At 72.9% G+C, this 23894-nt stretch carries 22 protein-coding genes and 2 pseudogenes; 6 read left to right on the top strand and 18 right to left on the bottom strand.

Annotated features, from left to right (window positions below; translation table 11 throughout):
• Positions 1–415: 415 nt before the first annotated feature.
• Positions 416–2482: a SpoIIE family protein phosphatase gene (locus tag ACFWBN_RS14465; RefSeq protein ID WP_385176039.1), complete on the top strand. Its 2067-nt coding sequence runs from the start codon at positions 416–418 to the stop codon at positions 2480–2482.
• Between the two features lie 60 nt (positions 2483–2542).
• Here ACFWBN_RS14465 and ACFWBN_RS14470 read toward each other — a convergent pair whose 3' ends face one another.
• Both ACFWBN_RS14470 and ACFWBN_RS14475 read right to left on the bottom strand, forming a co-directional pair.
• On the bottom strand, positions 2543–3079 hold the full coding sequence (locus tag ACFWBN_RS14470; RefSeq protein WP_385176042.1) for an NUDIX hydrolase family protein: 537 nt from the start codon (positions 3077–3079) through the stop codon (positions 2543–2545).
• A 64-nt stretch (positions 3080–3143) separates the two neighbouring features.
• Positions 3144–3761: a TOPRIM nucleotidyl transferase/hydrolase domain-containing protein gene (locus ACFWBN_RS14475; protein WP_385176045.1), complete on the bottom strand. Its 618-nt coding sequence runs from the start codon at positions 3759–3761 to the stop codon at positions 3144–3146.
• 259 nt (positions 3762–4020) lie between these two features.
• Between ACFWBN_RS14475 and ACFWBN_RS14480 the strand changes: the two genes are divergently transcribed.
• Positions 4021–4821: an alpha/beta fold hydrolase gene (locus ACFWBN_RS14480; RefSeq protein ID WP_385176049.1), complete on the top strand. Its 801-nt coding sequence runs from the start codon at positions 4021–4023 to the stop codon at positions 4819–4821.
• A gap of 115 nt (positions 4822–4936) precedes the next feature.
• Positions 4937–6169, top strand: coding sequence for an FAD-dependent oxidoreductase (locus tag ACFWBN_RS14485; protein ID WP_385176052.1), 1233 nt, complete (start codon positions 4937–4939; stop codon positions 6167–6169).
• Positions 6170–6219: 50 nt separating this feature from the next.
• Here ACFWBN_RS14485 and ACFWBN_RS14490 read toward each other — a convergent pair whose 3' ends face one another.
• Positions 6220–7296, bottom strand: a complete 1077-nt coding sequence (locus ACFWBN_RS14490) for an alkene reductase (RefSeq protein WP_385176055.1) — start codon at positions 7294–7296, stop codon at positions 6220–6222.
• A gap of 286 nt (positions 7297–7582) precedes the next feature.
• Between ACFWBN_RS14490 and ACFWBN_RS14495 the strand changes: the two genes are divergently transcribed.
• On the top strand, positions 7583–8041 hold the full coding sequence (locus ACFWBN_RS14495) for a MarR family winged helix-turn-helix transcriptional regulator (RefSeq protein WP_385176170.1): 459 nt from the start codon (positions 7583–7585) through the stop codon (positions 8039–8041).
• A gap of 67 nt (positions 8042–8108) precedes the next feature.
• Here ACFWBN_RS14495 and ACFWBN_RS14500 read toward each other — a convergent pair whose 3' ends face one another.
• The 8 genes from ACFWBN_RS14500 to ACFWBN_RS14535 form a co-directional block, all read right to left on the bottom strand.
• A complete protein-coding gene (locus ACFWBN_RS14500; RefSeq protein ID WP_385176058.1) occupies positions 8109–9896 on the bottom strand; it encodes an asparagine synthetase B family protein in 1788 nt (595 codons plus the stop codon).
• A 96-nt stretch (positions 9897–9992) separates the two neighbouring features.
• The gene (locus ACFWBN_RS14505) at positions 9993–10538 is read right to left on the bottom strand and encodes a hypothetical protein (RefSeq protein WP_385176061.1); all 546 of its coding nucleotides are present in this window, start codon (positions 10536–10538) and stop codon (positions 9993–9995) included.
• Between the two features lie 43 nt (positions 10539–10581).
• Positions 10582–11523: a hypothetical protein gene (locus ACFWBN_RS14510; RefSeq protein WP_385176064.1), complete on the bottom strand. Its 942-nt coding sequence runs from the start codon at positions 11521–11523 to the stop codon at positions 10582–10584.
• Positions 11520–12650, bottom strand: coding sequence for a hypothetical protein (locus ACFWBN_RS14515; protein ID WP_385176067.1), 1131 nt, complete (start codon positions 12648–12650; stop codon positions 11520–11522). The genes ACFWBN_RS14510 and ACFWBN_RS14515 overlap by 4 nt, the downstream gene beginning before the upstream one ends.
• Positions 12647–13720: a hypothetical protein gene (locus ACFWBN_RS14520; protein WP_385176070.1), complete on the bottom strand. Its 1074-nt coding sequence runs from the start codon at positions 13718–13720 to the stop codon at positions 12647–12649. Before ACFWBN_RS14520 ends, ACFWBN_RS14515 begins: the two co-directional genes overlap by 4 nt.
• Positions 13717–14481 (bottom strand): cupin domain-containing protein, encoded by a 765-nt coding sequence (locus ACFWBN_RS14525; protein WP_385176073.1) that lies wholly within the window; start codon positions 14479–14481, stop codon positions 13717–13719. The genes ACFWBN_RS14520 and ACFWBN_RS14525 overlap by 4 nt, the downstream gene beginning before the upstream one ends.
• A gap of 207 nt (positions 14482–14688) precedes the next feature.
• Positions 14689–15027, bottom strand: a complete 339-nt coding sequence (locus ACFWBN_RS14530) for a lysine transporter LysE (RefSeq protein WP_385176076.1) — start codon at positions 15025–15027, stop codon at positions 14689–14691.
• 150 nt (positions 15028–15177) lie between these two features.
• Positions 15178–15711 carry a hypothetical protein gene (locus ACFWBN_RS14535; RefSeq protein WP_385176079.1) on the bottom strand — a complete coding sequence of 178 codons (534 nt, stop codon included), beginning with the start codon at positions 15709–15711 and terminating at the stop codon, positions 15178–15180.
• 438 nt (positions 15712–16149) lie between these two features.
• Here ACFWBN_RS14535 and ACFWBN_RS14540 point away from each other — a divergent pair, with 438 nt between their 5' ends.
• On the top strand, positions 16150–16461 hold the full coding sequence (locus ACFWBN_RS14540) for a hypothetical protein (RefSeq protein WP_385176081.1): 312 nt from the start codon (positions 16150–16152) through the stop codon (positions 16459–16461).
• A 35-nt stretch (positions 16462–16496) separates the two neighbouring features.
• Here ACFWBN_RS14540 and ACFWBN_RS14545 read toward each other — a convergent pair.
• Positions 16497–17191: pseudogene (locus tag ACFWBN_RS14545) on the bottom strand (transposase).
• 87 nt (positions 17192–17278) lie between these two features.
• Positions 17279–17914 carry a VOC family protein gene (locus tag ACFWBN_RS14550; protein ID WP_385176084.1) on the bottom strand — a complete coding sequence of 212 codons (636 nt, stop codon included), beginning with the start codon at positions 17912–17914 and terminating at the stop codon, positions 17279–17281.
• A 184-nt stretch (positions 17915–18098) separates the two neighbouring features.
• On the opposite strand from ACFWBN_RS14550, the gene ACFWBN_RS14555 reads away from it, so the two are divergent.
• Positions 18099–18224 carry a hypothetical protein gene (locus ACFWBN_RS14555; RefSeq protein ID WP_385176087.1) on the top strand — a complete coding sequence of 42 codons (126 nt, stop codon included), beginning with the start codon at positions 18099–18101 and terminating at the stop codon, positions 18222–18224.
• A 4-nt stretch (positions 18225–18228) separates the two neighbouring features.
• Here the strand turns inward: ACFWBN_RS14555 and ACFWBN_RS14560 are convergent.
• The 5 genes and pseudogenes from ACFWBN_RS14560 to ACFWBN_RS14580 all read right to left on the bottom strand — a co-directional run bounded on the left by ACFWBN_RS14560 (position 18229) and on the right by ACFWBN_RS14580 (position 23893).
• Positions 18229–18956, bottom strand: a pseudogene (locus ACFWBN_RS14560) (maleylpyruvate isomerase family mycothiol-dependent enzyme).
• A 254-nt stretch (positions 18957–19210) separates the two neighbouring features.
• Positions 19211–20452, bottom strand: coding sequence for a VWA-like domain-containing protein (locus tag ACFWBN_RS14565; protein WP_385176090.1), 1242 nt, complete (start codon positions 20450–20452; stop codon positions 19211–19213).
• Positions 20449–21714: an AAA family ATPase gene (locus ACFWBN_RS14570; RefSeq protein ID WP_385176093.1), complete on the bottom strand. Its 1266-nt coding sequence runs from the start codon at positions 21712–21714 to the stop codon at positions 20449–20451. Before ACFWBN_RS14570 ends, ACFWBN_RS14565 begins: the two co-directional genes overlap by 4 nt.
• Before the next feature lie 77 nt (positions 21715–21791).
• Entirely contained in the window at positions 21792–23177 is a 1386-nt protein-coding gene (locus ACFWBN_RS14575; RefSeq protein WP_385176096.1) for a hypothetical protein, read from the bottom strand.
• The gene (locus ACFWBN_RS14580; protein ID WP_385176173.1) at positions 23177–23893 is read right to left on the bottom strand and encodes a S8 family serine peptidase; all 717 of its coding nucleotides are present in this window, start codon (positions 23891–23893) and stop codon (positions 23177–23179) included. The genes ACFWBN_RS14575 and ACFWBN_RS14580 overlap by 1 nt, the downstream gene beginning before the upstream one ends.
• Position 23894: the final 1 nt, after the last annotated feature.

Raw genomic sequence — 23894 nt, forward strand, 5'->3', positions numbered from 1 at the left:
AGCCGTGACTCAGCCAGCATCAGATCCCCCGATCCACCCGTCGGCTGAACGTGTCCCGTGCATCCATACTGCCACCAAATGAACGTGTGAACACGGGGGTTGAAGCCAACTGTCCACTCCGGGGCGGTTCGTGGGCACGATCAGCCCGAGCGAGGCGGCCTTGCCTCCGCGGACGTGCCCAGGACCGCGGGCCGGCGCAGGATCGGTCCGGCGGTCCCGCCGAGGTGACGCGCCGTGGTAGCGGTCGGTGAGCGGGTACGGGCAGTACGTCACGACAGGAGGCGGCGTCACGCCGACCGGCAGACGATGGATCCATGGGAACACGGTTCCCGGACGGTCCGCCTGAGCAAACGGGGCATGACCGCGACCGCGGAACGCAGGGCAAGGACGCCGCGGCGTTGGGTACAGGTGCCAGATGAACGAGCACATGCCGGTCGACGAGCTGATCAGCGGCGCCGCGCAGGCCGCCGGCGGATGGCTGGGCGCGCTGCCGGTCGCGTTGCTGGCCACCAGCGCCGACGGGACGATCGTGCGCTGGAACCAGGTCGCGCAGGAATTGCTGGGCTACGCCCCGCCGCAGATGCTGGGACACAACATCGCCGACCTCCTGCACCCGGGATCCGATCGCAGCCTGGGCCGCTCCCTCTGGGAAGCCGCGGCCACCGGGCGCGGTGTGATGGGCACGGTGACCGCCTGGCACCGCGACGGGCACCCGATCGAGGTCGAGATCTGGGCCTCTCCGGTGTCCGACCGGCAGCACGGCGCGGCAACGGTGCTGGTCTTCGCCGCCGACGCCCACGCGGCACGGCGCATCAGGGGGTCGTCGGCGGTGTGGGACGGCCTGTTCTCCCGCTCCCCGGTCGGCATCGCCATCCTCGACACGCAACTGCGGTTCCTGCAGGTCAACGCCGCTCTCGAAGTCATGAACGGCCTTCCCGAGTCGGCGCACGTGGGGCGCCGTCTGGCCCAGATCCTCCCGGAGGTGAACGCCCACGAGATGGAGGAGGCCATGCGGCAGGTCCTGGAGACCGGGCAGCCGCTCCTGGACCGTCGGCGTGTCGGACGGACGCCGGCCGAACCGGACCACGACCGGGTGTGGTCGTGCTCCTACGTCCGGGTGGAGGACCCCGCCCGGATGCCGATCGGTGTCATCGCCTCGCTCGTCGACATCACCGAGCAGCAGCGCGACCACGTCGAAGCCGAAGCGGGCCGGCGCAGGCTCGCCATGCTCAGTGAGGCCAGCATGCGCGTCGGCTCCAGCCTCGACCTGGAGCGCACCGCGCAGGAACTCGCCGACCTCGCCGTGCCGCGCCTCGCCGACGCCGTCACCGTGGACGTCCTGGAGGCGCTCGCGCGCGGGGACGAGCCCGGCATGGGACTGACGGGCGGCGTCGCCCTGCGGCGCCTCGGCAAGGCCCCACTGTCCGGATCCGAGGTGACCGACATCCTCGCCCCGCTAGGCGGTACCCTCCTCTTCCCCCCGGGCACCCCCTACACCCAGGCCCTCACGGCCCGGCAGACCTTCCTGATCGCCCGCCTCGACGAGCAGGCCATCGCGCCCGCCGGCCGGTACTCGGCCAAACCCGCGCAACTGCTTGCGGTGGGAGTGCACTCGTTCATCATGGCGCCCCTGGTGGCGCGGGAGAGGGTGCTGGGCGTCGCCACCTTCTACCGCACGCGCCCGGTAGGACCGTTCGGATCCGAAGACGTCACTCTTGCCGGTGAACTCACGGCACGTGCGGCGCTCAGCATCGACAACGCTCGGCTCTACCACCGTGAGCACGAGACCGCGGTCATCCTCCAGCGCAGCATGCTCCCCCAGCACATCACCCCGCCGGCCGGCATCGAGGTCAGCCACCGCTACCTCCCCGCGAGCGACGTCAACGAGGTCGGCGGCGATTGGTACGACGTCCTGCACCTGGCAGGTGGCAGGGCCGGTCTGCTCATCGGCGACGTGATGGGCCACGGCATCGCCGCGGCCGCGGTCATGGGCCGGCTGTCCGCCTCCGTACGGGCCCTAGCGCGCCTGGACCTTTCGCCCGTCCGGCTGTTGCACCAGCTGGAAGCCGCCCTCACCGATCTCGCCGAGCCGATGCTCGCCACCTTCCTGTACATCGTCGTCGACCCGGCCACCGGGCACTGCACCGTCACCCGGGCCGGACACCCGCCGCCCGCACTCGTGCTCCCCGACGGCACGGTCCGGCTCCTGGACACCCCGCCCGGCGTCCCGCTGGGTGTCGGGGGCGTCGCCTTCACGCCCACCGAGTTCGCGGCGCCGCCCGGCAGCCTCCTCGTGCTCTACACCGACGGACTGATCGAAGCCCGCGGCAGTGACCTCGACGAGCGGCTGGCCGAACTGACGCAGCTGCTCACGGATCCGCAGGCGCAGCTGGACCACCTGTGCGACTCGCTCATCACCCACCTCGTTCCGGCGGCGGCCGATGACGACGTCGCGCTCCTGATCGCCCGCATCGGCGGCTGACGACCTGGTGCGCTCGCTTCCACCCGCTCCCCGCGTGCCGCCGGGAGAACCAGCTCCAGCTCAGTAGGCGTGTCCCACATGGGCGAGCGCCTGCTTGAGCAGCACCCCGTGCCCGCCCGGCATCTCGTTCTGCACGGAGGCGGAGGCCGCCTCCTGCGGACTGAGCCAGACCAGGTCCAGGGCGTCCTGCCGGGGGCGGCAGTCGCCGACCACCGGCACGATGTAGGCGAGGGACACGGCGTGCTGGCGCGGGTCGTGGTAGGAGGTGACGCCCGCCGTGGGGAAGTACTCGGCGACCGTGAAGGGCTGGAGGGAGGCGGGGACGCGGGGCAGGGCCATCGGGCCGAGGTCCTTCTCCAAGTGGCGCAGCAGCGCGTCACGGACCCGCTCGTGGTGCAGGACGCGGCCGGACACCAGGGTTCGGCTGACCGTTCCGTCCGGGCCGATGCGCAGCAGCAGCCCGATGCTGGTGACTTCGCCGCTGTCGTCCACGCGTACGGGCACGGCCTCCACGTACAGGATCGGCATCCGGGCCCTGGCCAGTTCCAGCTCATCCGTGGTCAGCCAGCCGGGCGTGGTTTCGGTCATGTCAGACATTGCTTGATCATACTTTCCGGGGGCAGCGGCCGCACGATCCGCGGGCCACTTCGCATAGGAGCCTTCAGAGGCAGGTGAGAAGGTCGTCGAGCGGGGCGGGGACGCGGTCGGGTTCGAGGGCCTCGACGAGGACGCGGCCGTAGCGGATCTTGCGCCCCTTCTTCGTGCCGAAGAAGCGCCGCAACTGCTGCTGTGAGCTGCGGCCCTGCTGTGCGGGCTGGCGCAGGAAGGTCTGCAGGGCGCGGAGGTCGCCCTCCGCCCGTACGAGATCCTCGACCCTGGCCGTGCCCAGCGCGCGGATGAGCTCGTCCTCCAGATCCGCCGCGCAGACGAAGAACCCTTCCTGCGCCGCACGGGCCCGTTCCAGGCCGCGGGTGTAGTAGCCGCGCTCCGCCTCGTCGCACAGTCCCGCGAGGCGCAGGCCCAGGCCGGGCGGCCCGAGGAGCTCGGTGAAGCGCCCGACGCTCATCGCACCGCCCATCGACAGGACGCAGACCCCTTCGGCCGCCAGGTCCCGGCCGCGGCTCTCGGCCAGCGCGTTCACCGCCGCGACGTCGCTCGGCCCTTCGAGCAGGACGACCGTTTGGACGGGCAGCCGCGCGGCCAGCTCGCGCGCGGGATCGCCGGGGCCACCGGCCGCCCACGCGGTGACCGCTTCTCGGAAAGACCCCATGTCAGCCATGGGACGAGTCTCCGCCCCTTCCGGCCGCCGCGGTAGGGAATTTCCGTCGACGTGGCGTGGTGTGTGGTGGTTCGACCAGGTCGCCCGCGCGTGATCTCGTCCGTCTGTACAGGTCACCGTGCTGTGTGCCGGACGTACCGTACGGGCGGGGGCAGTTGACCGCCAGGGCAGCCCCCCGGCCCGGTGACGGGTTCTGGCCCGGGGCGTGGCCGATGGTGGGTGCAAGGCCCGAACGGCCTTGAGAGCAGGGGGATTCGGCATGTTCAAGGTGATCTCGTCCGACGGTACGGCGATCGCGGGTGAGCGGCACGGCGACGAGGGCCCGGCGCTGATCCTCGTCGGCGGCACCTTGATGACCCGGGCACGGCACGCACCGCTCGCCTCGCTGCTGGCGCGTGACTTCAGCGTCGTCAACTACGACCGCAGGGGCCGCGGTGACAGCGGTGACCACCCCGTCTACGACGTGCAGCGCGAGGTCGACGACCTGGACGCGCTGATCGAGCGGGTGGGCGGCCCGGTGCTGCTCTTCGGGATGTCCTTGGGAGCCGTCCTGGCCCTGGAGGCCGTGGCCAGGGGCAGCGCGGTCTCCGCCCTGGCCCTGTACGAGCCGCCGTTCGTCGTCGACGGGACCCGCCCGCCGCTGCCCGCCGACTACGTCGACCGCATGAAGGCGCTCGTCGCGCGCGGGGACGCGACCGAGGCCCTCACCTACTTCCTGACCGCGGGCCTGGCCGTGCCGGACGAAGGCATCGCCAGGATGCGGCACACCCCGGTCTGGGCCGCGTGGGAGGCCGCTGCCCCGACCCTGCCCTACGACGGCCAGGTGATCGGCGACACCATGTCGGGCCGGCCGCTGCCCACCGACCGGTGGCGGTCCGTGAAGGTGCCCGTCCTCGTCGGCCACGGCAGCGCGGGCGAGACGTACATGGCCAACGGGGCGAAGGAACTCGCCTCCCACGGGGACAACTACACCCTGCACACCCTCCCCGGACAGGACCACAACGTCGACCCGCGCGCCCTCGCGCCGGTGCTGACCACCTTCTTCACCGCGGTGCGGTAGCACCGGGCCGGGCTGACGCCGGGTCAGCCCGGCGCCGCCGTTACCGGCCCCGCCGCCCTCGGTGCGGTATACGTCCCCTGGGGCTCACCCGATCCCCGCGAAGGGAGTGGTTGCCGTGGAGCGTACGACGTGCTGCGTGGTGGGAGGCGGGCCGGCCGGAATGGTGCTGGCGCTGCTGCTGGCCCGGGCCGGTGTGGAGGTGACGGTGCTGGAGAAGCACAACGACTTCCTGCGCGACTTCCGCGGTGACACCGTGCACCCCTCCACCCTGTCGCTGCTGGACGACATCGGCCTCGCCGAACGGTTCGCCCGGCTGCCGCAGCGTCGGGTGACCTCGGTGCAGCTGCCCATCGGGCCGGACCGGTCCCTGGTCATGGTCGGGAACATCGGGGCGCTGCACGGGAAGTACAACTACATCGCGATGGTGCCCCAGTGGGACCTGCTCGACCTCCTCGCCGACGAAGCGGGCCGGGAACCCTCCTTCCGCCTGCGCATGGACACCGAGGCGACCTCCTTCCTCATCGAGCGCGGACGGGTCACGGGCGTGCGCTACCGCACCGCGGACGGCGGCACCGGCGAGCTCAGGGCCACCCTGACCGTGGCCTGCGACGGCCGCGGCTCACTGGCCCGAGCACTGCCCGAACTCGGTCTGGAAGACTTCCCGTGCCCCATGGACGCCTGGTGGTTCCGTCTGCCGCGCCATGAGGACGACCCCAGCGGGCTCGTGGGCGGCCTGGGGGAGCGGTTCTTCACCGCGCTCATCGACCGCGGCGACTACTGGCAGTGCGCAGGGCTCATTCCCAAGGGAACCGACGCGGAGCGCCGCGCCGAGGGCCTGGAGCGCTTCATGACCCAGTTCACGGCCGCCGCCCCCTGGCTGGCCGACCGGAGCGACGCCGTCACCTCCTGGGACGAGGTGAAACTGCTCGACGTACGACTCGACCGCCTGCGCCGCTGGCACCGCCCCGGGCTGCTGTGCATCGGCGACGCCGCCCACGCCATGTCGCCCGTCTTCGGAATCGGCATCAACCTCGCCGTCCAGGACGCGGTGGCAGCGGCCCGCCACCTGGTGCGTCCGCTGCGCGAGGGCACCGTGGGACTCCGCGACGTGCGCCGCGTCCAACGCCGCCGCTGGCCCACGACCGTGGCGACCCAAGGCCTCCAGCGCCTCGCCCACACCCAGGTCATCGAACCGCTGCTGGCCGGCCGCACGGCGTTCGGCGATCCCCGACGGGCCAAGCGGATGACGGAGCTCGTCACCGACTCACGCTGGCTGAACCGGATCCCGGCCTACTTCATCTCGTACGGAGCCCTGCGCGAGCGCCCCCCGAAGGAGTCCCTCCGCTGAACGACCGGCCGGGAGGCGCTGCCGGGCACCCTCACGAGCGGAGGACCGTGTCAGGCGAGGGCGGGGTAGTCGGTGTAGCCGCGCTCGTCGCCGCCGAAGAACGTGGTGCTGTCGGGGGTGTTCAAGGGGCCGCCGTCGGCGGCGAGGCGGGCGGGCAGGTCGGGGTTGGCGAGGAAGAGGGCGCCGTAGGCGATCAGGTCGGCGGTGCCGTCCTCGATGAGGGTCAGTGCGTCGGGTCCGGTGGGGGCCGTGTCCGTGAAGGGATTGAGGACGAAGGTGCCCGGCCACGCCTTGCGCAGCCGCGCGACGAGGTCGCGCGTCTCGGGCGCCTCCAACTGGTGGAGATAGGCCAGGCCGAGAGGGGCGAGCGCGTCCACGAGGGCCGCGTAGGTGGCCTCCACGTCCGGCCGGTCGCTCTCGTCGATGTCGTTGTACGGGTTTCCGGGCGAGATGCGGAAGCCGACCTTGTCCCCACCGATGGCATCGGCCACCGCCTTCGCGGTCTCGACGGCGAAGCGGATCCGCCGCTCGGGGCTGCCGCCCCACGCGTCGGTGCGCCGGTTGGAGTTCGGTGCGAGGAACTGGTGGATCAGGTATCCGTTGGCGCCATGCAGTTCCACGCCGTCGAAGCCCGCTGCGACGGCGTTGCGCGCCGCGGTGGCGAAGTCGGCGATGGTCTGCGCGACCTCCGTATCGGTCAGCTCGTGCGGGGTGACGAAGTCCTGCGGCCCGTTGTGCGTGTAGACCTGGCCCTTCGCCGTGACCGGGGAGGGGCCGACCGGAGTGAGGCCCATCAGGGTCGGGTGACCGACCCGTCCGGTGTGCATGAGCTGCAGGAAGATCACACCGCCCTTGCCGTGCACGGCGTCGGTGACCTTGCGCCAGGCCGCGATCTGCTCCGCGGAGTGGATGCCGGGGGTGTCCGGGTAACCCTGGCCGACCACCGACGGCTGCGTGCCCTCGGTGACGATCAGGCCGGCGCTCGCCCGCTGTGCGTAGTAGGCCGCCATCAGCTCGGTGGGGGTCTGCCCGGGTCCGTAGGCCCGGCTGCGGGTCATGGGCGCCATGACGATGCGGTTGGAGAGGTGGATGCCGCCCAGCTCGTAGGGGGCGAAGGCCGTAGTCATGATCGGATTCCCGTTCGGTTCGGTGAGTGGGTGGCACCGTGCGATGCCATTACCTGTCCGAACAGGTAAATCCGCGGATCGATTCCCGGACGGGTGTGATCTGGGTCACTTGCCGGCGCTCTCGCCCCGGTCTTCTCGCGCTGCGCGATGGAGTGCCGCGCAGGGTAAGGTGTTCCTGTTCGAGCAGCAATCAGGAGGAGTGGGGGCGGGCGACGTGTCGAACGAGCCAGGTGCCGCATCATCCGCGGCAGCGGCAGCGGCCGCCGCGAACGTGAGCCGCCCGCCGATGCCGCCCTCGGTCCAGGCCGGCGAGATGACCCACGCGATCTTCCGCGTGGCCCGCCTGCACCGGATGCTCGCCGGGCAGCTCCTGCGCCGCGTGGGGCTGCACCCCGGACAGGAGCTCGTCATGATGCAGCTCTGGGACCTCGGCCCGCAGCGTCAGGCCGACCTCGTGCGCCTGCTCGGCTCGGACGCCGCCACCATGACCCGTACGATCAAGCGCCTCGAAAACGCGGGCTTCGTCCGCAGGCGGCCCAGCGAAACCGACAAACGCGCCACCATCATCGAACCCACCGCCGCCAGCCTCGCGCTGCGCAAGGACGTCGAACAGATCTGGGCGGAACTCGAAGACAGCGTCGCCTCCCGTCTGGGCGCGGACGAACAGGACGCCGCGATCCAGGTCCTGGCCCGCATCGAGGACAGCCTCGTCGAGGCAGTCGATCGCCAGGCGCCCCTCGGGTAGGGCGTGGGATCCCGGGGGAGGGGCCGCGCTCGTCCCCCTGGATCCGGTGCGTCAGCCGGGCGGCCGCTCACACGTCGTAGGACCGCAGCCACAGCTCCAGCGTCAGCACCAGCCAGAGCTTGCCGCCCTGGCGGGGCAGCAGCGTGCCCTCGCCCTTCAGCCAGGTACGGATGGTCTCCGGGCGGAACAGGTCCCGTTGCCGGGAACGGCGGCCGAGGAGGAGTTCGTGCCCCAGCTCGCGCAGCGGACCGGTCAGCCACTGCTGGACCGGCACGCGCATCCCGCTCTTCGGACGGTCCACCACCGTGCCCGGCAACAGGTCCCGTACGGCCTCCTTGAGGATCCACTTCTCGGCCGTACCGCGGAGTTTGTACCCGGGCGGGGTGGCGAAGGCGTGGTCGATGACCGACCGGTCGAAGAGCGGGGAGCGGCCCTCCACGCCCTGGGAGGACGTGAGCCGTTCCACCTTCGTCAGGATGTGGTGCGCACCCTTGGTCCGCAGGTTGCAGTGGAGCAGCCGGTTGAGGAGGTGTTCCATGGCGTACGGACCACCGGCGCCGGTCTCCGGCAGCAGGTACGGCTCCACGTGCCGCTCCGGGCGCGGGGCGTCCCGTAGGGCCTCCAGCACCGGGGCCGTGAGCAGGACCGGGAGGTCCGTCCAGCATTTGCGGTACGAGCGCAGGTACGCGGTCGCCCGGTCCTCGTCCCAAGGCGCGCCCGGCGTACGGTGCATCTCCTGCACCAGCATGGGGAGGTTCTTGGGGCCGCCGAAGACGGGGTCGCCGCCCTCGCCGTTGAGGACCACGGAGGCGCCGTCCGCGGCCACCGCCTCGGCCAGCATCAGGTTCGGCACCGTCAGCGGGTCCCCGACCGGGCTGTCCAGCAGCGCCGCGGCCTCGGCCAGCCGCGCCGCCACCGCCGCCCCCGAGACGTTCAGGATCCGGTGCCGGGTGTGGGAGTGGGAGGCCACCAGCCCTGAGTAGCCCAGCTCGTTCGGCAGGTCGTCGCCGAAGCTGATCGAGTACGTGTGGACGGGATGGCTGTGGAGCTTCGCCGCCAGGGCCGTGACGAGGGAGCTGTCGATGCCCCCGGACAGCAGCACCGCGGCGGGCTCCGCCAAGGGCAGCCGGGCCGCCGTGGCCTGCTCCAGCAGGGCGCGCAGGGCCAGGACATGGCCGGTCGGGTCGGCGGGGCCGGGGTCCTCGATGTGCTCCCGGGGCTCCCAGTGGACCGTTTCGGTGACCCGGCCGTCGCGGGCCAGCCGCAGCACCCGGCCGGGCAGCACCTCATGGACCCCGGTGAGCAGGGTCTCCTCGCCCGGCAGGTAGGCGAAGGTGAGGAAGGAGCGGACGGCCGACAGGTTCATGGACGTGCCGAGCGCCGGCCAGCGGCGCAGAGCGCGCAGCGAGGTCGAGGCGGCCCAGGCGGCGCCGGCCCGCGCGTAGTAGAGGGTGCGGGCGCCGACGTGGTCACGGATCAGGACCAGGTCGGGGCCGTCGAGCACGGCCAGTACGAACATCCCCTCGGCGAGCGCCACTCCGGACTCGCCGAGCAACGCCCAGCAGTGGAGGAGGAGTTCGCCGTCGGGGCAGTCGATCGGCGGGGGCGGTGCGGCGGCCCGGGCCGCGAGGGCGGCGAACAGCACCGGCCGGTTGTGGAGGGTGACCTCGCCGACCGCGGTGCGTCCGTGCGCAGTGAACGGGCCGGTGGCGGGGCCGGGTTCGCCGGGGATGAGGCCCAGCGCGGCGCCCGGTACGTCCACGGGGTCGCGGCCGTGTCCGACCGCGCCCATCGCGTCGAGATGGGCGCGGGCCTGCCCGGTGGTGTCGGCCAGGCAGGCGCAGAAGCGTGCCACCGATGGCTCCTTTCCTTCGTGCTCGCGTACTGCCGCGTACTGCCGCGTACTGCTGCGTGCTTCCTGCTCTGCGCTTCGTGCGCCGTGCGCTCCGGGTCAGCCGAAGTCGTCGTCGCTCCAGCCGTCGTCGTCGCCGTCCCAGCCCGCTTCCCAGCTGTCGTCGCCGGAATCCCCGCCGCCTCCGGAATCCCCGCCCCCGCCGTCGCCGCCCGACGACGAGGCCTGGTTCTGCTCCTGTTGGCGGCGCAGGGCCTCTTCCTCCTCCAGGGTCATGCTCAGCGGCGGCAGGTGCGCGGCAGTGATGGCGAGCGTCGCCACGCCCAAGCCGGCGAGCAGCACCCCCACCCGGCCGCCGAAGGAGCTCCGGTTGACGGTGACCTTCTCGCCGCGCGGCCACACGGTGCGGCCGTAGCCGATGTCCCGGGCGTAGGTGGCCGTGCCGTCGGCGAGGGTGCGCTTGATGACGCGGTTGCCGAGCAGCTCGTCCGTCCCCGAGGCGCCCCGGTTGTCGCGCCAGTGCACCAGGTGGGGGCGGCCGGCGGTGCGGCTGCGCCACTCCTCCAGGCCGTCTTCGTATCTGCGGTGGACCGTGCCGTCGGCGAGGAGTTCGTCCGCGTAGCCGATCTCTTGGGGCCGGATCATCGTGTGCCTGCCTCGGATGTGTGGAAGGGGTCACGGGGGCCGTTCACGCGGCGGGCCAGGTCATGAAGCCGGCGGTGCGCAGACCGCTCAGCTCGCCCCACATGGAGTCGCGGGGCGGCCGCGGACCCCGGGTCAGGCGCAGCACCGTCCGTACGAGCCTGGCCGGCGGTACGGCGGCCACCTGGGCGAACCGGCCCCGCGCCAGCCACGCGGCCTCGCGCGGCCGCAGCGCGGCCGGCCAGTCGGCGCCCGCCGCCGGGGCGACGGCCGGGCCGCGTCCCGAAGGCAGCCGCAGGGCGGCGGCGTGCCGCGGCACGAGCCCCAGCGAGCTGACCCGTACCCCGGGAACGGGGCCGAGCGCGGCGCGTACCCGGGCCGGGAGCGTGACGCCCTCGGGGCTCGCGTCGTGCAGGACGTGCACCGTGGCGCCGTCGGCCCGTTCCAGGGCCGCGAGGAGGCGCGGGGGCAGGGGCAGTGCGTCGGGTGCGGCGAGGACGGGGCAGGCCGCTTCCAGGTGGACGTGGTTGGCGAGCAGCATCGCGGCGATCGAGCGGTCCTGGCAGAGCAGCAGGCGGGGGAGCCCGTAGTCGTACAGGTCCGGTTCGGACGGCCGGTCCTGCGCATCGTCAGCCCGTGCCGCCGGTGCCGCCGGGGGCACCGCGGCCGGCAGCAGGCCCGGTACGGACCCCCGGCCCCGCGCGTCCAGGGCGCGGGTGAAGGAGGGCAGGCGCAGCACCGGTGGCGGGGTACCGGGCACTCGGCGCAGGAGCGGCGCGGCCGGGCTGAGGACGCGGCAGGTCTCGTAGTAGAGCTGACGCTCCGTGAACCGGAGTCCGCCCGGCTCGGCCGCGCGGCCGGCGGCCGCACCGATCGCCAGGTCGAGCAGCCGGTCGCCGAAGGCGGGGGCTCCGGAGCGGCCGGACGGGGAGCGAGGCCGGCTCGTACCCGTACCCGTACCCGTGTTCGTACTCGTACTCGTGCTCATGCGGTGGGCGTGCCCTTCTTCCCGGAGGTGTCCGCGCCTGCCGCCCCGTCCGCGTGCGGCCAGGTCAAGAAGCCGTACTCCGGGGCGGAGTCGCTCCCCGCCGAGTCCGCGGCCACGGCCCGTTCCACCGCCTCCTCGACGACAGCGGCGAGCAGCGGCGCGGGCACGGCCGCGATGGGGCTCCAGAACCCCTCGGCCAGCCAGGCGGCGTCCTCCTCGGACAGGCCCGCCACGGCCCGCAGTTCCCCGGCGTCGACGGCCGGGGCACGCGAACCCGCCGGGACGGGCGAGAAGCGGTGGACGGCGGCGTCACGGTCCCGGACCACGGCCACCGGCAGCCCGGCATCCACCACGGCCCGGTCCGGATGGGCGATGCGCAGGAGCGGTGCCAGCAGCGCGCCCAGCGCGCTCGCGTCGTGCAGCACCACGACCGGTAGCCGCCCGGGGACGTCCACGAGGGCCTGGTGGGCGGATTCCGGTTCCGCCTCCACCAGCACCGCCCGCAGCCGCACGGGCATGTCGTTGGCCTGCAGGAACACCGCTACGGAGTGGTCCGTGCACAGGATCACGGCCCTGGGCCGGGGCGGCCGCGGCGCGGTGTGCCCGGGGCGGCGCTCCGCGTCGTCCACCACCCCCGGCGGCAGCCCCCCGTAGGCCGTACGCCATTCGCCGGTCATCAGCCGCCGGAAGTCCCGCTCGGTGGGGTTGAGGTACGAGCCCGCGGCCAGGGCCGGATCGTAGGGGAGGAGCTTGGGCGCTGCGAGGAGGACAGCGACGGCGGCGCCCGCGGCCAGCAGGGCGGGGGTTCCGCTGGTGAGGGCCCAGCACACGAGGAGCCCGCCGGCGACCGGCAGCGTCACGAGCCGGCGGATCCAGGGCCGGACCCCGCGTGCCTCGCGCGCCGGCCAGGCCCTGCTGTGCGTGCGGCAGCGGTACCACAGCTGGGTGAGGGTCACCGTGAGCCGGCCGCGGTCGGTCAGGGAGTCCACGCAGCGGCGGATCCGCAGGTCGTGCATGCCGCGGCCGTGCACCTTGGGGTCAAGGGCGAAGGGGCGGTGGCAGTGGGAGCACACCTGGCCCGTGCGCTCCTTGCGCTTCAGCTCGGTCGAGCAGTTCGGGCAGATCACCGCCCACCTGCCGGGTCCGGGCCGTTGCCGGCCGCTGCGGGCCAGGTCATGAAGCCGACCTCCGCGGCGTGGCGGCGTTCGGCGTCGACACCGCGGCCGATCTGTTCGGCGAGCCGGTCGAGCACGGCCAGCAGCCGGACCGGGGGAACGCCGACGAGCGGGAACCGCCAGCCCTGCGCCAGCCACTTCAGCTCCTCCTCGGTGAACTCGCCGAGGGCGGTGAGCCGGTGCATCTCCTCCGCCGAGGGTTTCCGTTCGGGTTCGCGGTACGGGACGGCCTTCGGCAGGCTTCGTACGGTACGCAGCGACACTCCGGCGTCGACGATCGGGCGCCCGGGGTGGGTGTCACGAAGCTGCCGCAGGAGCAGTTCACCGCGCGCGTCGGCGTCGTGGAGCACCAGGACCGGGCCGCGCGGCGGCAGGGCGGGGAGCAGGGCGGTGACGTGCTCGGGGCCCTGGACGAGGGCGATGCCGTGGCGGTCGGGCAGTCCGTCGGCGGCGAGGAAGGCGGCGATGGAGGGATCGGGGCAGACGAGGACGGCGTGGGGCGCCGGCGCGTCCGCCGGCCGCCGGGGCCAGGGCTGGCCGCCGTCGTCGACCACACCGGCCGGCAGGCTCCCGTACACCTGCAGCCATTCGGCGAGCGCCTCGGAACGGAAGGAGCCGCGGGTCATGGGCGCGATGCCCTGGCCCGCACCCATCTGGCGGGCGATCACGATGCCGAGCGCGGTCGCCAGCAGGGCTCCCGCGACGTACAGCATGAACGGAAGCTTGCCGAAGATGGCCCAGAAACTGACGAGCACGCCGCCGACGAGTGCCCCGCCCGCGCATCCGGGTGCGAACTCGGCTTCCCTGAGGCGCTTGCGCGACAGGGCGTACCACAACTGGCCCGGGGTGATCCGGATCCGGCCGTTGTCCGTCAGCCCGGTGGCTATCCGGCGCACCCGGAGGTCGTTGAGGCGCAGGGAGTTGGTCTTGGGGTCGAGGGCGTAGCGGCGCTTGCAGTGGGAGCAGATGTTGCCGGTGCGCTCCTTGCGGAGCAGGTTGCGTTCGCAGTTCGGGCAGATCACCGGGGGACCTCCAAAGCCGTCGCCACCCGCCGCAGCCGTGCGGCGAGCCGCTCGCGGACGGTGGTGCCGGCGATTCCGTGGACCCGCTGGGCGCGCTCGATGTCGCGCAACGCGGCGGCGAGGACCCGGTAGTCGGTGGCGGCGTCGGCGACCGTGGCGGCCGCCCCGGCGGCGCGCCCCGCCGGGCCGGTCGGCCCGCCCCTCACGGCCGCCCGGTGCTCGGCTTCCGCCGCGGTGATCGCGTAGTCCTCGTGGTCGATCCCGTATCCGGTGTTGGCGGCGAGGATGGTCAGCGGTGCGTCACCCCGGTTCGCGAAGGAGTGCGGCATCATCTCCGGGATCCGGATCAACATGCCGGGCACGAGCGGGACTTCGGTGACGCGGCCGCGGTCCGGGTCGTAGAGTCCGCAGGCGGCGTGGCCGAGGCTGAGGACGAAGTGCTCGCCCCCGTGCGCGTGCGGGGTGAACGCGCTGCGCGGTCCCACCACCCCGAGCTTCACCGTGGCGTTGGAGGGCCGCTCCGGCGAGGTGCCGGCGTCACCCACGAGATAGTGCGCGAACTGTCCGTCGTCGATGAAACGCAGGAACTCCCGCTCCGGCCCGAGCTCCCGGGCCCCCTCCCGGTCGGCCAGCACGATGCCGCCGTCCGGCCTCAGGTGGTACAGCTCCACCCCGCCCGGCAGCCCGCGCCAGGCACGGTCCGGCAGGTCCTGGGACATCTCGCCCGGTCCAGGTGTGCGGTCGTACGGTCGTCCGGCCATCGCGCCTCCCCCTGACGCCCCGCCATGCGCTCCACGCGCCTCGCACGCGCATGGTAAGGCCCTGATCGCCACGAGCGGGAGGACTGGGAACGTACCTGGCGCAGCCGGCGGATGACCGCCAGGTGTCGCGCCCGCGCGCCGGGGGCCACAGGCCGGCATCAGGAGACGGACGGCTCCGGCACACGACGCCGCGACGTCTCACCTACGTCACAGGCAGCCGCAGTCGGTGGCGTAGAACAACAGGAAGCCGGCCGTCGTGGCGGTCAGGGTGAAGCCGGCCGTGGTCGCGGCGGCGAGGCCCCGACGGCGGCGGCCCTTCGCGGGGTCGCGGAAGGTCCGCCAGGCGCCGTGGGCGAGGAAGAGGCTGAGCAGTCCGGCGCCCGCGATGGTCAAGGGCGGGCTGAAGGACCAGCTCAGGTAGGCGGTCAGCGCCAGGCAGGCGAGCAGGGCGCACGCGAGCAGGCTGAGGACCACCTCGGCGACGAATTCCCCCAGCAGCTCCACCAGGAACTCGCCGATGCCTCTCGCTACCCTGCGGACCCCCACGGCACTCCTCCACCCTTGAGTACGACGCAGCCCCGCGCGGGCCCCGGCATGGAGGACCCGCGCGGGCGGGAATTGGTTGCAGAGGCATCAGGAGCCGGCCCTGCAGCGGGTCCCGGGCAATCACCAGGGCAGAGCCGATTTCATCGGTGGTCAGAGCTTCCCCGCGAGCGTACGGATCCGGTGGCCGAGGACCCGGCCGAACTCGGCGACGAACTCCGGGCGGAGCCGGGCCGCGTTCCAGATCTCGAAGCCGAGGTGGGCGAAGGCGAAACGGTCCTCCTCCCACGTCCACTCCGCCAGAGGGACCCGACGGTCGCACGCCGGACACCGCAGCTCGGAGGCGCCGGTCCTGTGCCAGGCGTCCACGGCCTCCGGCCAGGGCGCGGTGGTACCCGGGGTCGAGCAGTGCGGGCAGACGGGGGAGCCGTCGGAGCCCAGGGAGCCCCAGAAGACCGTACGGCTGGTGATGACGGCCAGCCCGTCGCAGCCGCCCCGCACCGGCCACTCGGTGACGTCGTCCCACCGCGGGCCCGGCGAGTACACCGGCCTGCCGAGCATCTCGTACGTCCGCTCGGCGCGCACGATCCCCTCCGCGACCAGCCACGCCACCACCCGAGCCCCCAGTGCCTCGGCCTCCTCGGCGGTGGCGTCGATGTCGGCGATGGTCTGGAAGTGGTCGCCCATCAGCCCTCACCCCGGCGGTCGGCAGGGCAGAGGACCCCCACGAGGGGCCTCGCGTCTGCATCCATCAGATGATCATTCACGGGCGAACCTTGCCAGACACGACTGACAGCGCCCACGCGAGGTCTTGACCCGACATCCTGGCCCGGCCGCAGCGAGCCGAGCCCCCGAGCCCGAGTGCCGACCGAGCGGGTTCCGGCGCTGCCCGGGCTGCGCGGCGGGGCGCTCCGGTCCCCGGTCGCACCGACGAGGGGGCGGGGTGACGATGGGAAGGCGGCGGTCCTCGCTCTCGGCTCGGACCCGGTCCCCGGCGAGGGGACGGCCTCCCGCTCGCGGCGCGCGGCCGGTCAGTGCCGGACGGTATCGGCGGCTGACAGGGCCTGCCCGGGGCGCCGGGCGTGCGGCCCGCGGCTTCCCGATTCCCCCCGGTAAGGAAGACTCATGAACCGGCGCACACACCTCTTCGTCCTCGGCCCCCTCGTGGCCGCCTCACTCGTCTCTGCCCCCACCGCCCTCGCGGCGGTCCCCCAGTCCACGCCGGCCGCGACCTGCTCCGTCTCCGGCCTCCTCGAGAACAACAAGGTGCACCTCTCCGGCGGCGGCTTCACCCCGGGCCCGGCCTATTGGCACGGGTCGTCCGGCTACGGCGGGTCCGTCGAGATCGCGGAGAACGGCGGCTTCCAGGTCCTGAACGTGCCGCCCGGGCAGTACACCGTTCGGCAGGGCGGCGAACTGACCCAGTGCAGCAGCTAGCCGGCAGCCGGGGAGGCTAGGTTCTGTCTCTTTGGTCAGCGCCGTGCCCAGATGAGAATCGCGGCGAGGTGGAGTGCTGCCTCGTAGGCGGTGGCGAGTTTGTCGCATCGTGTGGCCAGGCCGCGCCACTGCTTGAGGCGGTTGTTGCAGCGTTCGACGGTGTTCCGCTGCTTGTGGATCTCGGTGTCGAAGCCGGGCGGGCGGCCGCCTCGGCGTCCTCGCCACAGGCGGTGGCCGATCTGGTCGGACGGCTGCGGGATGAACCCGCGGATCCCGCGTCGTCGCAGGTGGGACCGGATGGCACGGGAGGAGTAGGCCCGGTCCGCGAGCACGGTCAACGGCCGGGTTCGGGGCCTGCCGGGCCCACTTCGTGGCACGCGGATGCGGGCCATGACCGCTTCGAAGGCGGGTGCGTCGCGGCGTGGCCCGCGGTGACGGTCAGGGCCAGGGGCCGTGCACGGTCATCGGCGTCCGGGGCCGCCGGCACGGCGGTCAGGATGTTCTGCCAGGTTCCGTCGACGGCCCATCTGATCAGCCGTTTGTGGGCGGTCTGGAACGGGCCGAGCTCGTCGGGCAGGTCCCGCCAGGGCGAGTTGGTGCGGTACTTCCACGCGATGGCCTCAAGGGTGCGGTGGTGATCGGCCCACCGCCTGCCGCGGACCGGATCGGCCGGCATCAGCGGCTCGATCCGGCCCCACATCGCATCAGTGATCACTAATCGGACGGACACATCCGATCAACTGACCAACCCATCAAAGAGGCACGCGCCAGCCAGGAGACCCCCGCCGGCTGCTCCCGCGGGGCGGTCGGGCCCTGGTCAGATCGTGACCGGGCCGTGGGCGGTGGCGAACTCGACCGAGACCAGGCCCGGTTCCTCATCCTCGACCCAGGTGACGTCGATCTGTTCGAGGGGGTGGTCGGCCGGTTCGCCGAGGAATTCGGCGATGGAGGCGGCGTCGCCGGCGATGGAGACCCCGTGGATGGTGGTGGAGGTGCGCGGGTCGGCGCTCGGGCGCTCCTCGATGGGGACCAACCACTGAAGGAAATAGGGCAGTTGCGGGTCCTCCAGCAGTTCCAGCAGGCCGATCTGCTTCCACCTCAGGTCGAACCCGTCGGGGCGGACACGGTGGCCCTCGGCCGAGGTGCGGCCGAGGCGGGCCTCGACCGGGGCGATGTCGTCGACGGAGACCACCCAACCGAGCCAGCCGCCGCCCTCGGCGGCGCGGCGCGCGACCACCTGGCCGAAGGGTGCGCGGTCGGCGGCGGGGTGGTCGAGTGTGGTGACGACCTCGACGTAGGTGCCGCCGCTCAGCGGGAGAATAAAATTGCGGGTGCCGAATCGCGGGTGCACGCCCCCGTCGACGAACCCGGCGCCCAGGGCCGACCCGATCCACTGGACGGTAGAGACGAAGCTGTCGCGGGCCACCGCATAGGACACGTGATCAAGTCGCACTGCGCCATCATCACCCGACAACCCGTACACATCCCGACGCCACGCCCGCCGCCCCGGCCGCGTCCGCCGTGGATTCAGCCGTGGAACGGATCGATCATCGTCATCCCGGCGGGGGAGGCCCGGTCCAAGAGCACCTAACAGAAAGCCTGGTCGTAGCCATATCCCCTTCCTGGCTGAGTCGGCAGTGCTGCGGGAGGCGCTCGGGCCCGAGCTGTACGAGGCCGTACTGGCCGTCCGCCGCGCGGACGCAGAGCTGTTCACGATGTTCACCGAGGCGGTCGTCATCAAGGCCGTCCGCCGGCGGTATTGACTGGCTACTCCTCGGGCTCCCAGGCGATCAGCCGCTCGAACACCTGCTGGTCGCCCTCGATCTTCAGGTCGCTCAATGTGAGGCGGCCCGAGACGAAGAGGAGCAGCTGCTCGGCCGTGCCCGTGGCCGCAGCGGAGGCGGGCGCGGCGTCGTCCGGGGTGCGGGCCAGGCGCCGGTGCCGTCCAACGAGAGGAGCCAGGAGCGGCCCTCGGTGGCGTGGTAGTGGATGGTGGCGGCCTCGTGCGGCCAGGCCGCCGGGGTGGAGTTGCAGGTGTCGAGGAACTCGGCCACGCCGTCGATCGCGACGTCCGCCGGCATCGGCTGCACGGCGCCTGCGGCGAGCTGGGCGTCGTAGGTGTGCACCAGCACCTCGTGCACCCGGCGCCGGGCAACGCCCCAGGCATTCGTCGGCGATACGCCGGCGCCCCACCACGTCCAGCACTCGCGCTCCGGGCCGGCCTCGCGCAGCGCACTCAGCAGCAGCTCGTTCGACTCGGCGTACCAGGCCGGCAGCGCCTCGAGCTCGCGCGGCACCTCCGCGGCATCCTTGGCCGGCGGAGCCTCGGTCGGGCCCGCGGCGACGATTGCGGCCCACCAGCGCTGGCCCGTACCCAGGTGGTGCACCAGATCGAACAACGTCCACTCGGGGCAGGACGGCACCGGCGCCTCAAGGCTGGGCGCGGCGGCAACCGCACTCCGGAACGCGGCCGACCGCTCGTCGATCAGTTGCAGCAGGGCGGAATACTCAAGTCTCTCTGTCGCATCGCTTACCCATCACCCCAGCTCAGCCGACCGCACCCTATTTTCCAGGCCGTCAGCTGTGGGAGTTAGAGCACCTAATAGAAAGCTTTAAGCCAGGCAGCAGCGCTGCCGCCTCGTCGAGGCCCACGACCCGCTCGATCAGCCGCTGCGGGGCAAGCGCTGCTGCCACAGGATTTCGATCCGGCATGCAGCACCATGCGCACCGCACTTCCAAGAGACAGGCTCTAGCCGATGTTCACCACGCGGGCCCATTCGGGGGGCGAGTCCGGCACGTAGTCGGGATCGTCTTCGTCCCACGAACGGGCCGTCCGCTGCCGCGGGAACAGGCCGACCACCGTCCGGCAGGGCGGCCGCGCGTCCGGCCAGCGCGTCTGCCCGTCCGTCAGGACCACGATCACGTCCGGCCGCGGGCCCGACCGGAGGGCCTTGGTGAAGCCCGTGCGCAGATTCGTACCCCCGCCGCCCAGGAGCGGGATGCCCTCGCCGCGGCACAGGGGGTACGCGATGCGGGCCGCCGCGTCGCACGGCACCACGGTGATCAGGTCGCGGCGGCCGCCCACGGCCCGGGAGATCGCGGCGACCTCCAGGAGCGCGCTGCCCAGTTCGGCATCGCTGACGGACCCGGAGGTGTCGATGACCACCGACACCCGGGGCGGCCTGCGCCGCAGGCTGGGCAGGACGATGCCGGGCAGCCCGGCCGAGCGCCGCGAGGGCCGGCCGTAGCTGTAGTCCTCGCCCGCTCCCGAACCGGAGGTGGCCGATCGGACCGCCGCTCCCAGCAACTCCCGCCACGGCTGCGGCGGATGGAAGACCTCCTCCGCCCACCGCTGCCAGCCCTTCGAGGCGCTGCCCGGACGGCCGGTGATGCCCTGCGCCACCCGGAACCGGACCGCGTCGCGTTCCTGCGGGCTCAGCCCGTGCGCGCCGTCCGCGCCCAGGTCCCACTCCCGGTCCAGTCCGTCGGCGCCGCTGCCGCAGTCCAGCCAGACCAGGTCCTGGGTGATCGGGCCGAGGCTGAACTGCCGCAGGTAGTCCTCCATCAGCTCCCCCTCGGACAGCCCCAACGACCCTGGCGTGACCGCGCCTTCGGGGCAGGTCAGCCCGTCGCCGAAGGCGTCGTCGTTGATCTCGCAGTCGGCGGCGATGTTCATCCGCAGCCGTTCGCCCGGGCCGGTCAGATCGCGCTCGCGCGCGACCCGGTCGCCGCGCCCGTGGTGGTCACGCAGCAGGTGTGACACCTCGTGCACCCACACCCCGGCGAGTTCCTCCACCGGCGTCCGGTCCACGAACGCCGGTGAGACGTAGCACCGCCAGTGCCGGTCGACGGCCATCGTCGGTACCCGACGGGACTCCACGGTGTGCAGGGCGAACAGTGCCGTCGCCAGGTAGGGGCGGACCCGGGCGGCGTGCAGCCGGGCGGCGAACAGCTTGTCGAGGTCCAGCTGCCCCGGAGCGTTCGGGCTCACCGGCCGGCCCTCGCGGGGAGCCCGGCGCGGGCCGCCGTACGGTTCGCCGCGTCGTCCGCCCGCCGGGACAGGGTCACCACTCCGGCGAGCCGCTCGATGGACTCCGGAACCTCCCAGTCCGCGCGGCGCAGCGAGGCGAGTGTCGTCGCCGGGACGACCACCAGGTCCGGTGCCCCGGTCTGCACCGCCCGGACCAGGAGCGCCCACGCCGCGTCCCAGCGGGACTTCTCCGGGCGCTTGCGGACCGCCGCCACCACCGCGTCCAGTACGGCCTGGCGCAGATCACCGCGCTCGGGCAGGACGGCACCCGCCGGGTCGGCGAGGACCTCCTCGGGGTCCGGAAGGTCCAACCGGTCGAGGCTGGCCAGCAGTTCCAGCCCCGGACCGTCCCCCACGGTGCCCCTGACCAGCAGGGAGAGCACTTCCTTGGCGGAGCCGGCCGCGGTCGCGAAGGCGATCAGGGACAGCGTCATGTCCCAGCTGCGCGGTGAGGGCCAGGCGCCGCCGCGACGCGTCTCGTTGGTGGGCAGCTGGTGTACGAGCTTGGGGCGGGCGGTGAGGAACGCGCACACCGCACGGCGGGCGAAGACCACGGCCTGCGGCAGCCGCTCCGGATCGAGCCGCGGCAGGGTCGCCCGGGGCCAGGTCCCGCCGAGGCCGCGTACGACGACCTCGTGGTCGTGGATCCACTGGAGGTGGACGAACCGGTTGGCGAGCGGCGGGCTCAGCTCCCAGCCGTCGGCGGCCGAGGCGCGCGGGTTGGCGGCGGCCACGATCCGTACCCCGGGCGGCAGTTTCAGGGCGCCGATCCTGCGCTCCAGGACGAGGCGGAGCAGGGCGGCCTGGACGGCCGGGGGAGCGGTGGACAGTTCGTCCAGGAACAGCAGCCCCCGGCCGGCCCGGACCAGCCGCACGGCCCAGTCCGGCGGGGCCATCGGCACGCCCTGCTCCGCGGGATCGTCCCCGACGACGGGCAGGCCCGAGAAGTCGGACGGCTCGTGGACGCTGGCGATGACCGTGGTCAGCGGCAGGTCGAGGGACTCGGCGAGCTGGGTCAGGGCCGCGGTCTTGCCGATGCCCGGCTCACCCCACAGGAGTACGGGCAGGTCGGCGGCCACGGCCAGGGTCAGCGCCTCCAGCTGTGTGTCGGGGCGGGGTTCGGTGGTGGTGTCACGGAGCAGGGCCGTCAGCTCGCCGGCGACGTCGAGCTGGGAGCGGTGGTCCGGGGCGAGGGTTTCGGCGGACGGAGCGTATGCGGGCATGTGTGATCACCTGTGGGTTCGTGAGGAAGCGAGTGGGTGCGGGGCACGGAGCCCCGGCCGGCGGGTGGCCGCCGATGTCAGGCGGAGGTCGCCTGGCGCGGGCGAGAGCGGTGGTGCCGGGGGCGGGCGGCCCCGGGACGGATGCGGTCGGGTCCGGGTCCGGCCAGGCCCGCCCGGAACAGGCCGTAGGTGATCCGCCGCAGCGCGGCCGCCTCCAGCTCGTCCCGCAGCGCCCCGTCACGCAGCAGCGCGTCAGGGCCGAGCAGGCCTTCTACGACGGCCAGCGCACCGGCGGTGTCCCCGTGGGCCAGGCGTTCGCGGACGCCGGTGAGGCAGTCCGGTTGGCGGTGCGCCCTGTCGATGGCCTGCAGGCAGGGCAGCGGGGTTCCGCTCAGTGCGGCGAGGAGCTCCTCCCGGCGGATCTCGGCCGGGTCGTGGTCCAGCGCGGCCAGCACCCCGTCGACCAGGCCGATCCGGTGCAGGGCGCCCCGGCACTCCACGAGGTGCGGCGCTCCTGCCCCGCCGGGGTCGTGGGAGGGCCCGGTCGGCGAGAGGTCCTCTGCCAACGCGGAGGCGACCAGCGGGTGCAGCCGGTCGGCCCTGATCGCACCGGTGCGGAGCAGTTCCAGATCGGGCAGCACCCAGGTCGCGGCGTCGGGCAGGACCGGCAGTGCGGAGGCGCTGCCGTTCGTGCGGGCCGCCGCGGTCCGCAGGATGGGCGGCCCGAGGCCTTCGCCGGCCGCGACCAGGTCCAGGACCAGCCGGTGCCGGGCCCCGAGCCGTACGGTGACGGTGCCGGTGGCCCGTCCCTCGGCGGCGAGCAGGATCTCCGCCTCGGCGGCCCACCGGTCGGCGGCGCGGCCGTCGTCGGCACTGCCGTTGTCGGCGCGGCTGTCGAAGGTCGGCCCGGCGGCCCCGTGCCGGATGCGCAGTTCGTCCGTCCTGCGCGCGTCCCAAAGGTGGCGGTGAAGGTCGAGGCGGAACCGCCGGTCGGGACGGGGACGAGGATGACGGCAGGCGCCGGCCTCGGAGCGGGCCCCGTCCCACAGGGCGAGGCTGATCCGCTGACCGCCGTCCGCCCACTGGGGCGCGGTGCGGGCCACGAGGTGCACCGCGCGTGCGCCGTCGTCGCGCCCGGGGGCTTCGTACCGGGCCAGACCGATCGTCAGGCCCGGGCGCAGCAGCCCGTCGGGAGCGATCCTCGGCATGTGCCAGCGCAGCAGGTCCGGAGCCAGATGGCGGAGGTCGGCGCGGATGCGGGACGCGAGGTCGTGTCCGTGGGTGCGTGCCACGGAACGCAGGTTGAGATCGACGTCGATGCCTGCGGCGGCGCACGCCCCCGCCCAGTCGCCGGCATGCCGGCGGGCGGTCGCAGTCTCGATCATGGAGGGCGGCACGGCGAACTCGCGCACGCGCAGCCAGAAGGAAGGGTGGGAATCCCCATCAGCGGTCCGAGTGAGCATCAGCACTCACCTTGCGCGGTGGGGACCCCCAATCTGAAAGCAGAATGAGTGGTCATCGGGGTGAGCGTAACCGTCTCCCTCCCGCCCTGCCAGGTGTTTTCGACGCGAGCGCGAAGCTCCAACCGATCGTGGACGTACTGCCGGACAGCGAGACCGGGGCACAACCTCACTAGCCGACGCGCAAGATGCTCACCGGGCGCGAGGGCGAGCGGCCACCGCAGCGGCTCGAAGCGGCCCAACGCAACGACCTTCCGCTCTACTGTCCGTCCGCGCCCTGTGGTCAGCGCCGCAGGCCGAGGACCCCGCGGGGGCTGTCGACGCCGGTGGGGCCGTCGTAGCCGCGGACCGCCCTGCACAGGTAGGTGTTGCCGGGGCACGCGCCAGCCGAAGCGCAGGAACTGCGGGCCAGGTACGGGCAGGAAGTTGCGCCTGAGCGTGGTGCCGCCCGCCGCGGTGACGTACCGGGAGGCGGCGGGCCATTGGACGACGCCGAAGTTGCCCGAGCTACCGACGAAGGCGATGCCGGGGAAATTGAAGTAGATCTGGTCGAGGACAGGCCGGACGTTGTTCTCACCGCTCGAGTCGCCCCAGCTCATGGAGATGTACTTTGCGCCCTGGGTGCGGGCCTGAGCCACGGCCGTGAGGAGATTGCCAAACGTGTCGTCGTTGGCCTGGACAAGCAGGATCTTGCAAGAGGGGCAGGCGGCGCTGACCATG

The sequence above is a fragment of the Streptomyces sp. NPDC059989 genome, assembly GCF_042736975.1.
In the GTDB taxonomy this organism is placed as follows: domain Bacteria; phylum Actinomycetota; class Actinomycetes; order Streptomycetales; family Streptomycetaceae; genus Streptomyces.